At 76.0% G+C, this 9826-nt stretch carries 11 protein-coding genes; 3 read left to right on the forward strand and 8 right to left on the reverse strand.

All coding sequences use genetic code 11. From position 1 onward, the window contains the following. Positions 1–48 precede the first annotated feature (48 nt). Complete coding sequence (locus tag ACI78S_RS21135) at positions 49–258, reverse strand: LuxR C-terminal-related transcriptional regulator (protein ID WP_456976941.1); 210 nt, start codon at positions 256–258, stop codon at positions 49–51. Positions 259–396: 138 nt separating this feature from the next. On the opposite strand from ACI78S_RS21135, the gene ACI78S_RS21140 reads away from it, so the two are divergent. Together ACI78S_RS21140 and ACI78S_RS21145 are read left to right on the forward strand one after the other, a co-directional pair. Beyond that, positions 397–1440, forward strand: coding sequence for an AraC family transcriptional regulator (locus ACI78S_RS21140; RefSeq protein WP_456976942.1), 1044 nt, complete (start codon positions 397–399; stop codon positions 1438–1440). Between the two features lie 69 nt (positions 1441–1509). Beyond that, positions 1510–2895, forward strand: a complete 1386-nt coding sequence (locus tag ACI78S_RS21145) for a diacylglycerol/lipid kinase family protein (RefSeq protein WP_456976950.1) — start codon at positions 1510–1512, stop codon at positions 2893–2895. Here the strand turns inward: ACI78S_RS21145 and ACI78S_RS21150 are convergent. The 4 genes from ACI78S_RS21150 to ACI78S_RS21165 all read right to left on the reverse strand — a co-directional run bounded on the left by ACI78S_RS21150 (position 2826) and on the right by ACI78S_RS21165 (position 7295). Continuing rightward, entirely contained in the window at positions 2826–4580 is a 1755-nt protein-coding gene (locus ACI78S_RS21150) for a SulP family inorganic anion transporter (RefSeq protein WP_456976943.1), read from the reverse strand. The genes ACI78S_RS21145 and ACI78S_RS21150 overlap by 70 nt on opposite strands. Continuing rightward, complete coding sequence (locus tag ACI78S_RS21155; RefSeq protein ID WP_456976944.1) at positions 4577–4825, reverse strand: three-helix bundle dimerization domain-containing protein; 249 nt, start codon at positions 4823–4825, stop codon at positions 4577–4579. The genes ACI78S_RS21150 and ACI78S_RS21155 overlap by 4 nt, the downstream gene beginning before the upstream one ends. A gap of 86 nt (positions 4826–4911) precedes the next feature. Next, entirely contained in the window at positions 4912–5583 is a 672-nt protein-coding gene (locus tag ACI78S_RS21160; protein WP_456976945.1) for a CPBP family intramembrane glutamic endopeptidase, read from the reverse strand. Beyond that, positions 5580–7295: an alpha/beta hydrolase gene (locus ACI78S_RS21165; RefSeq protein WP_456976946.1), complete on the reverse strand. Its 1716-nt coding sequence runs from the start codon at positions 7293–7295 to the stop codon at positions 5580–5582. The genes ACI78S_RS21160 and ACI78S_RS21165 overlap by 4 nt, the downstream gene beginning before the upstream one ends. Before the next feature lie 255 nt (positions 7296–7550). Between ACI78S_RS21165 and ACI78S_RS21170 the strand changes: the two genes are divergently transcribed. Further along, a complete protein-coding gene (locus tag ACI78S_RS21170; RefSeq protein WP_456976947.1) occupies positions 7551–8042 on the forward strand; it encodes a hypothetical protein in 492 nt (163 codons plus the stop codon). A gap of 41 nt (positions 8043–8083) precedes the next feature. Here the strand turns inward: ACI78S_RS21170 and ACI78S_RS21175 are convergent, their stop codons facing one another. From ACI78S_RS21175 to ACI78S_RS21185, 3 genes are all read right to left on the reverse strand, one after another. Next, positions 8084–8926 carry a class II glutamine amidotransferase gene (locus tag ACI78S_RS21175; RefSeq protein WP_456976948.1) on the reverse strand — a complete coding sequence of 281 codons (843 nt, stop codon included), beginning with the start codon at positions 8924–8926 and terminating at the stop codon, positions 8084–8086. Between the two features lie 169 nt (positions 8927–9095). Next, on the reverse strand, positions 9096–9605 hold the full coding sequence (locus ACI78S_RS21180; RefSeq protein WP_456976949.1) for a DUF1269 domain-containing protein: 510 nt from the start codon (positions 9603–9605) through the stop codon (positions 9096–9098). Positions 9606–9650: 45 nt separating this feature from the next. Next, positions 9651–9746, reverse strand: coding sequence for an SHOCT domain-containing protein (locus ACI78S_RS21185; protein WP_456976951.1), 96 nt, complete (start codon positions 9744–9746; stop codon positions 9651–9653). Between the last annotated feature and the right edge of the window lie 80 nt (positions 9747–9826).

A 9826-nucleotide genomic window follows, 5' to 3' on the forward strand; every position in this document is an offset into this window, starting at 1 on the left:
CCATCCCGGTCGGGTCCGCCGTCCCGCGCGCGGGGTGGTGGTCGGGCATCAGACCAGGCCGCGGTCCCGGGCCGCCGCCACCGCCGCGGCCCGGTCGCCGGCGTGCAGCTTGCCCTGGACGCGCCGGATCCGGGTGCGGGCGGTGTTCCGGGAGACGACCAGCGCCGCCGCGATCGCGGCCGTGGAGCGGCCCTCGGCCAGGTACCGCACCACCGCGAGGTCACGGTCGCCCAGGGGGACGACGGCGTCGGGGTGCATGGCGGCCTCCCTTCCGGTGGGCACCGGCGGACCGCGGGACGGCGCACCCGGAACGCTAGAGACCACGGCTCGAAGGGGCTTTACCGTTGCTGCCCCGGGTCTTACCTTTTCGCGCATCTGCCAGAGGGGACCGGGGAGATGCGCCCGCTGATCCAGCGCGCCACGCTCACGGGTTTCTCCGGGCTGGCCAGGTCCGTGGGCCTCGACCCGGCCGCGCTGCTGACCGAGGTGGGCCTGGACCCGGCCGACCTCGACAGCGGTGACGACTGGATCCCGGCCGCCCCGGTCGCCCGGTTGCTCGAGGCCGCCGCCCGGCGCTCCGGCTGCGAGGACTTCGGGCTCCGCCTGGCGGCGCTGCGCCGGCTGGGCACGCTGGGCCCGATCGCCGTTGCGCTGCGCGACGAGCCGGACCTGCGCGGCGCCGTGCACCTCCTGCTGGCCTACGAGCGCATCTACGACCAGGCGGTCCACCTGCGGCTGCGCGCCGACGGCGGGACGGCCGTCGTCGACGTGTGGCTGGAGCTCGGCGAGCCCGCCCCGCACGCGCAGCTGCTCGACCTGGCCATGGGCGCCGTCCTCGGCATCGTCCGGGCGCTGCGCGGCGCCACCTGGGCGCCCGGGTCGGCGTCCTTCGCCCGCTCCGCACCGGGCGACCCGACCCCGTGGCGGCGGTTCTTCGGCGCACCGGTCACCTTCGCCGCACCCGCCAGCGGGCTGGCGTTCCCGGCCGCCGAGCTCGCCGCACCGGTCGTCACCTCCGATCCCTCGCTCCGCCCGTACAGCCGGCAGTTCCTCCGCACCGTCGCCGCCGCGCCCGCGGAGACGACGGCCGCGCGGGTCGCCGAGGCGGTCGAGGCGCTGCTGCCCCGGGGCCGCTGCGACGCGAAGCAGGTCGGCCGCGCCGTCGGTCTCGGCCCGCGGGCGCTGCAGCAGCACCTGGCGGCCGAGGGCACGACGTTCTCCGCGGTCGTGCACGCCACCCGCGGCCGGCTGGCCGAGCGCTACGTGGCCACCGACCGGTACTCGCTGACCGAGGTGTCGCGGTTGCTGGGGTTCGCCGCGCCGAGCGCCTTCACCCGCTGGTTCCACCAGCGCTTCGGCGTCACCCCGACCGACTGGCGCCGGGCGGCCCGCGCGCACCCCGGGCCGGCGGTCCGGCCCGGAACCGTCCGCAGCGGGTGACGCCCCGCAGCACCGGGGTCGGGCAGCCTGCGCGGCGGACTTCGACCGGGGAGGTGGCCCGTGGAGTCGATGGGTGCCCGGCGCTGGACGGCCCGGGCCGCGCTGGCCCTGCTGGCGGCCGCGCTCGTGCTGCTGCTGGCCTTCACCGGCGGCGGCGGGCTCTGGCTCGTGCTGCTCACCGTCACCGCGACCGTGCTGGTGGTCGCGGCCGGGTTCTGGTTCCTCCTGCAGCGCGGGCCGCTGCGCTGGCTCGCCCTCGCCGTCGCGGTCGGTGCGCCCATCGCCGTCCTGGTGCTCGTCGCCGCGAACGACCTGCTGTGGCTGGCGCTGGTGGCCGGCGGCCTGCTGGTCGCGGCGATCGCGGCCGCCCGGACGGCGACCCGGCCGGACCGCTCGACGTGGACGCTGCCGGTGACCGGGGCGGCCCCCGCGCGGCGACCGTTCGTCGTCATGAACCCGCGGTCGGGAGGCGGCAAGGTCGGCCGCTTCGCGCTGCGGGAGCGTGCCGAGGAGCTCGGTGCCGAGGTCGTGCTGCTGGACCGGCCGGGCACCGACGTCCGGGCGCTCGCCCAGGAGGCGCTCGCCCGCGGGGCCGACCTGCTGGGGGTGGCCGGCGGCGACGGCACGCAGGCCCTCGTGGCGGAGGTGGCCGCCGAGCACGACGTCCCGTTCCTGGTGATCAGCGCGGGCACGCGCAACCACTTCGCCCTCGACCTCGGCCTCGACCGCGCCGACCCCGCGCGCTGCCTCGACGCCCTCCGCGACGGGGTGGAGGCACGGATCGACCTCGGCGCGGTCAACGGGCGGCCGTTCGTGAACAACGCCTCCTTCGGCGCCTACGCCGAGATCGTGGAGAGCCCGGCGTACCGCGACGACAAGACCCGCACCGCGCTCGACGCGCTCCCCGACCTGCTGGCCCGGCGGCGCGGCGCCCACCTGGTCGTCGACGTCGACGGGCAGCTGATCGACGCGCCGCAGGCGCTGCTGGTCAGCAACAACCCCTACGAGGCGTCGGACCTCGCCGGCATGGGCCGCCGCGCCCGGCTGGACGGCGGGGCGCTCGGTGTCATCGCGGTGCGCGTGGACACCGCACGCCAGGCGGTCGGGCTGCTGCGGGGCGCCCACCGGCGCGGGGTGCGCCGGGCCGAGGCGGCGGAGGTGGTGGTGACCGCCGACGTGCCCGAGATCCCGGTGGGCGTCGACGGCGAGACCGTGCGGCTGGCCACCCCCGTGCGCTGCGCCGTCCGGCCGGGTGCGCTGCGGGTGCGGCTCCCCCGCACGCGGCCCGGCATCCGCCCGCCGCGGGGCCTGCTCGACCTGCGCCTGCTGTGGGCGCTGGCGGCCGGCCGGACCGCCGCGGGCGGCGCGCCCGGGCGGGAGCGCGCTCAGGCCGGGGCCGGTTCCGGCGGGTCCGGCCGTTCCAGCGGGGCCGCCCCGGCCGGCGGCACGCGCTGACCGGAGGTCCACGTCGCCCCGGTCAGCGCCCGGTAGGCGCTGACCGCGGCCTCGACCGTGGGGAAGAAGTGCTGCAGCTCGATCGCCTCGGTCAGCCCGTAGCGCTCGACCTTGGCCCGCACGGGGTCCTTCATCTCCGCGAAGACCAGGGTCTGCCCGCGCTCGTCGAGCAGGCGGTCGAGCTCGAGCAGGACGTCGGCGGCGGTGGTGTCGACGTCGGTGACCGGTTCGGCCGCGATCACGATCCACCGGGGTGCCGGCTCGCGGCGGGCGATGGCCAGCACGTCGTCGCGGAAGGTCTTCGCGTTGGCGAAGAACAGCGGCGCGTCGAACCGGTGCAGGACCAGACCGGGCAGCTGCGCGGCGTCCGGGTGGGAGCGGACGTCGTGGTAGCCGGGCAGCCCGTCGACCCGCCCGAGGGTGGCCTGGTAGGGCCGCCAGGCCCGCCGGAAGACGTTGAGGATCGACAGCCCCACCGCGATGCCGATCCCCGGCAGGACGCCGAGCAGCGCCACCCCGGCGAAGGCGACGATGCACAGGCTGAACTCGACCCGGCGCTGGCGCCACAGGCGCGCCGTCCCCGGCAGGTCGGCCAGCGAGACCGCCGCCGTGATGACGACCGCGGCCAGCGCCGAGTCCGGCAGGTCCGCGAACAGCCCGGGCAGGAAGACGATCATCACGATCACGAGGGCGGCGCCGACCACCCCCGTGAGCTGGGTCCGCGCGCCGGCGCGTTCGGCGACCGCGGTACGGGACGCGCTGGTGCTGACCGGGAAGCCCTGGAACAGGCCGGCGGCCAGGTTCGCCGTCCCGATGCCGATCATCTCCCGGCCGCCGCGCACCTCCTGCCCGGTGCGCTCGGCGAAGGCCGACGCGGTCGAGATGCTGTCCGCCAGCGAGACCAGGGCGATGGCCAGCGCCCCGGCCACCAGCGCGGCGAGATCCGACCACTCCACCGACGGGACCGTCAGCGGCGGGAAGCCCTCCGGCAGCACGCCGACGAGGCCGACGCCGCGCTCGCCGAGGTCGAGCAGGGTGCTGAAGGCGATCGCCAGCACGACCATGACGAGCACCGCCGGCACCTTGGGCCAGAACCGCTGCAGCCCGAGGACCACCACGATGCAGCCGAGCCCCACGGCCGCGGCGGCGGGCACGACCTCCCCCCGCGCCACGCCCTCGACGAACCCGACGGCCTCGCGGACCAGCCCGTCGCCGTCCACGGAGAAGCCGAGGAGCTTGGGCAGCTGCCCGACGACGATCGTCAGGGCCAGCCCGTTCAGGTAGCCGATCATGGTCGGCTTCGACAGCAGGTCGGCGACGAAGCCCAGCCCGGCGATCCCGGCCGCGATCATGATGCCGGCGGTCAGCAGCGCCAGCATCGACGCCAGCGCCACCGCCCGGTCCGGGTCCCCGCCGGCGGCGGCCAGCGGCACGATCGTCGCCGCGATCATCGGCCCGAGCGACGAGTCGGGGCCGAGGACCAGGATGCGCGACGGCCCGACCAGCGCGTAGGCCAGCAGGCAGGTGATCGTCGTGTACAGGCCGGTGATCGGCGGCAGGCCGGCCAGCTCGGCGTAGGCCATCCCCTGCGGCACCAGCAGCGCGGTGAGCACGACCCCCGCCACGAGGTCCTTGCCCAGCCACGCGGGGCGGTAGCCGCGCAGGCCCGGCGGGACAGGGGTCACGCGGTCCTCCGGTAGGCCTCCCGCAGCCGCTTCTCGACCAGGATCGGGACGAAGGCCCGCACGCGGGCGCCCGCGAACGAGGCCAGCGCGGCCTCCGCCCGGCGGCGCAGCTCCTCGCGGTCCGCGCCGTACTCCGCCGCGAGCCGCAGCACCATGGTGTCGACGAAGGAGGCGTCGACGAAGGAGGTGTCGACGAAGGAGGCGTCGACCGAGGACGCGGCCGGTGTTTCGGCGGCCAGGGTCATGGCGAGCCCTCCTCGTCCCGTCGGCCGGCGGTGCGGCCGAGGGTCGCCGGGCCCGTCCGGCCCGGCATCACCCGCACGGGATGACCTCACGCACCCCGGTCCAGGGAACGGGCCGCGAAGCCGAAGAGGACGCCGAGGGAGTTGGTGGCCCAGTGCGCGCCCGCGCTCGCGAGCACGCTGCCGCTGCGCCGCCGCAGCTCGCCGAAGACCAGCCCGCCCACCGTGGTGAGCGCGACGGTGCCGACGGCGAGCAGCGCTCCCCCGGCTCGCGCGGCGGGCACGGCGTGCCACAGCCCGAAGAGGGCCGACGTGAGGACCAGGACCTGCCACGGGCGGCAGTGCCGGGAGAGCACGCCCCAGAGCACCGAGCGGAAGGCCAGCTCCTCGAACACCACCGTCCCGAAGGGGATGACCACGAGCGCGGTGCCCAGCGCGTCGGGCACCGGAAGGTCGTAGCGCGGGTCGTCGAACGCCGGCCGGCTCAGCGGGAGCGCGACGCCCACCGCGTAGACGACCGCGACGACGCCGACGGCGCCGAGCGCCCACCGGCTGCCCGGCCCGAGTCGGTCGCGCCCGAGGCCCAGCTGCGCCCACGTCAGGCCGGCGAGCCGCGCGACGGCGAGCAGGCCCACGCCGGCCAGCGCCCGGGCCCACCACGGCGGGCGCAGCAGGGAGGCACCCAGGTTGACCGCGACGAGGACGAGCACGACCACCCCGGAGACCACGAGGTCCCGGCGGGCGACGGCCGGCGTGGTCACCCGGCGAGCAGCTGCCGCAGGCGCTCGGTGTCGGCGTCGGTCCAGCCCGGCGGCTCGGCGAGCTCGGCCCACGCGTTCGCGTAGTCGGCCGAGTACCGGTGCCCGTGCCCGTCCGGCACGCCCGTGGAGAACGCCATGTCGGCGGTGACCTGCCAGAACGTCACCAGGGGGATCCAGAACATCTCCGCCGAGACGTCCGGGGCCGGCTCCTCCTCCAGCCAGTCGGGGCGGCTCAGGATCAGCTGCGGTGACCACCAGACGATCGGGTCGGAGGCGTTCTGCAGGTACACGACCCGCGGCCGCTGCCACGTGGCCACCGGCAGGGCGAGGTCGGGGGCCTCGTCGGCCCACCGCACGGTGCGCCCGTCCTGGAGCACGGGCAGCCACTCGGGGGTGTCCTCGTCGCGGTCGGCGACCAGCTCGCGCCACAGGTCGTTGAAGTTCGGCGGCCCGGCCCACAGCACGCCGTCGGTGCGGTTGCGGATGTCGGCCAGCCCGCTGAACGCGGCCTCCCCGCCGAAGGTGCCGAGGCTCTCGCCGAAGACGTAGAGCGCGGGGCGCTCGGCGGCGGGCAGCGCGGCCCAGACCCCGTAGACCGCGTCGAACAGGGCCCGCCCGGCGTCGCGCGCGACGGCCTGGTCGACGAGGAAGGAGATCCAGCTCGGCAGGTAGGAGTACTGCATGGCGACCATGGCGGTGTCGCCGTTGAACTCGTGCTCCAGGGCGGTGCTCGCCGCCGGGTCCACCCACCCGGTGCCGGTGGTCGTCGCCACCACCAGCACCGCCCGGTCGAAGCCGCCGGCGCGCTGGAGGTCGCGGACGGCGAGCGCCGCGCGGTCCTCCGTGTCCTCCGCCGACGCGAGCCCGGCGTAGGCCCGGACCGGCTGCAGCGCCGGGCGGCCCGAGAACTCCTCGAGCTCCTCCGGCGTGGGACCCGACCCGACGAAGTTGCGCCCCTGCAGGCCCAGTTCCTCCCACGCCACCAGCGAGGCGGGGCTCCCCGACCGCTCCGGCGCGGTGGGCTCCACCGCGCCCTCCGCCGTGCCGTCGTCCTTGACGCTGAACGCCGAGTTCGCCGCCTCCACCAGCCCGCGGAAGAGGACGCCGTTGAGCAGGACGACGGCGAGCGTGACCACCACGACGACCCCCAGCGGCCGGGCGATCCGGCGGGGCAGGAACCGGCCCAGGAGCCGGATCAGCCAGCGGGCCAGCCGCCGGACGGCCCGGGCGATCCCCACGAACAGCGCGAAGACGAGCACCGCGAGGACGACGATGCCGGCGGAGGTGTAGCCCCGCGGCGGGTCCAGGCCCATGAGCTCGTGGATGTCGCGCTGCCAGCCCGACCCGAGCCAGAGCATGACCAGGACCAGCACCGGCCCGAGGACGGCGAGCACGTGCCAGGAGCGCCGCCGGAACCCGGCCGACATCCGCCGCTCGGTGACCTCGGCGACGAACCAGGCGAGCGTCGTCCCCACGCCGTAGCCGATGGCGGCGGCGATCCCGGCGATGATCCCCTGCAGCACCCAGCCGCGCGGCAGCAGCGACGGGGTGAGGGTGGCGCAGCCGAACAGCAGGGCGCTCAGCGTGCCGCTCCAGGTGTACCGCGGCAGCCACCCCGGCCACCGCCGGCGGCGACGCCGCGGCGGCACCGGTCCGGGCGCGGCGGTCGCCTCGTCGGGGGCCGGGGGTGCGGTGGCAGGGTGCGCCGTCATTGCCGTCCTCCGCTCGTGGGAGCACCGACGCTAGGGACGCCCGGACCGGGCGAGATCGCACCGGGAGGATGAACCGCGACCGGCGGGGATCCGGGACCATGCGGCCATGTCGAGAGGCGAGGCACGCCCGAGGGGCATCTCCCGGACCCTGAGCCGGCGCCCGGTCACGACGTCCGGCCGGAGCCGGGCGCCGCGGCCGCGCGGGACCGTCCGCGAGCGGCTGCTCGCCGCCGCACCGGCCTGAGGCGGCGGCGCGTGCGCACCGACCTCCGCGCGCACCTCGGGTCGCGGCACGTGGCCCGGGTCGTCTACGGCTCGATCATCGGCCTCGCCGTCGTCGTGGTCCTGGAGGCGCACCCGCCGGGGCCCGGTGCGGTGGTCGTCTCGCTGCTCGGCACGGCCGCCGCGGTGGCGCTGGCCGAGGTGTTCAGCGAGGTCGTGGGGACCGAGACCAGCACCGGCCGGCCGGTCACCCGCGCGCAGCTCCGGCACATGGCGGAGGACGCCGGGTACGTGGCCTTCGGCGCCGGGTTCCCGGCCGCCTTCTTCCTGCTCGCGGGGCTGAGCTTCCTGCAGACCGGCACGGCCTTCACGATCGCCAAGTGGAGCGGCCTGGGGCTGATCGGCTTCTACGGCTACTGGGCGGCCCGCTTCGCCGGCGCCACGCGCGTCCGGGCGGTGGTCCGGGGCGGGTCCGTGGCGCTGGTCGGCGCCGCGCTCATCGTGCTCAAGGCGCTGGTGCACTGACCTCCGCGAGGAGGCGGGGGAGGCGGTCGTCGACCGCGGCCTCAGCCGGCCGGCGCGAGGACGGCCGGCGCGAACGGGAGCAGCTCCTCCTCGCCGTGCCGGATGACGACGCAGGTGGACTCCGGCACCTCGCGCCACACGCCGCGCAGGTTCCCGAGCGGCTCCGACACCACCATCCGGGCGTCGTCCGACAGCCGGTGCAGCACCGGGTTGTCCGGGTACTGCTCGCGCAGCGTCGCGACGGCGGTGCTGTGGAACAGCGACCGCGACCGCCCCTCGCTGGAGTACCGGAAGGCCCAGAGCGTCTCGCCGTCGGTCGTCGCCACCGTCATCTGCAGGGGGAACGGCTCGCCGTGCCGCCGACCGGCCTCCTCGATCAACCCCACCGCGCGGGCCACCGCCGTCGGCGGGTCCTGCTCGAGCCCGAAGGTGAGCGCGAGGTGGAAGAAGAGCTCCGAGTCGGTGGAGCCCTCGATGTGCGGGTAGAGCTCCGGCGCCACCGCCAGCGCCAGCTCGCGCTTCACCGCGGCGAAGCGGGCGATCGCGCCGTTGTGCATCCACAGCCGGCGCCCGTACCGGAACGGGTGGCAGTTGGTCAGCTGGACCGCCGTCCCGGTCGAGGCCCGGACGTGCGCCAGCACCATCGGCGAGCGGATGTGCCCGGCGACCTCGCGCAGGTTGCGGTCGTTCCAGGCGGGCTCGGTGCTGCGGAACAGCCCCGGGGTCTCCCGCTCGTCGTACCAGCCCACGCCGAACCCGTCACCGTTGGTGGGCTCGACCCCGAGCCGCGCGCGCAGGCTCTGCACGATGAGCGAGTTCTCCGGCGTGTAGAGCAGGTCCTCGATCAGCACCGGCGACCCGGTGTAGGCGATCCAACGGCACATCGCGGGCCTCCGGTGGTCGCAGGGGTGCCGGTGCCATCCCAGGCGCTCCGCGCCCGACCGGCGTCGTCCCGCCCGGATGAATCCGACCGGGGCCGCCCCGGCGAGCGACGTGGCGCGGGAGCGGGCCGCGGGCCCGGCCGGTGCGACCGGCCGGGCCCGGGGATGGGGCTCAGCCCGCGCCGGCGGAGGCCTGCTCTTCGGAGAACACCTCGCGCAGCTTGTCCTCCTGCTCCCGGCTGAGGTTGCTCTCGACCAGCACCATGTGCTGCCCGGCGAAGGCCTCCTTGACCCGGTCGACGACCGCGCCGGAGCTCAGCACGAACAGCGCGGACGTGCCCGGCTGGATCTCGTCGCGGACCCGCCGGATGAACGAGTCGTCGATGCCGACGTCGGTGAGGCTGCCCGTCAGGGCCCCGATGCCGGCACCGATCGCCATGCCGAGCAGCGGCACGAAGAAGATCAGCCCGAACAGGAAGCCCCAGAACGCACCGCCGAGCGCCCCGGCCCCGGCCAGCCCGGACAGCTGCTTGGTCTTGGGCTTGCGCGCCCCCTCCGGGTAGGTGACCAGCGCCGCGTCGTGGATCTGGATGAGCTCCTGCCGCTGCAGGTCCTCGAGCGTCATCTCGGCGATCTCCGCGCCGTCGGCGGTCGGGAACTTCCACACGGTCATCGTGGCCATGGGCTTCTCCTCGGGTTGCTCGACCGGGCCGGGTGGCCCGGGGTCTCAGGAATTGAGGATCTGGCTCTTCTGCAGCTCGAACTCCGCGTCGTCGAGGACGCCGGAGTCGTGCAGCTGCCCCAGCTCGCGCAGCTGGGCCAGCTTCGTGTTCGTGTCGAGCTGCGCGAGCGGGTGAGCGTGACGAGCCTGGCCGAGGAGCTGGGGGAGACGACGGCGGCCGT

This window comes from Geodermatophilus sp. SYSU D00815, from assembly GCF_054050035.1.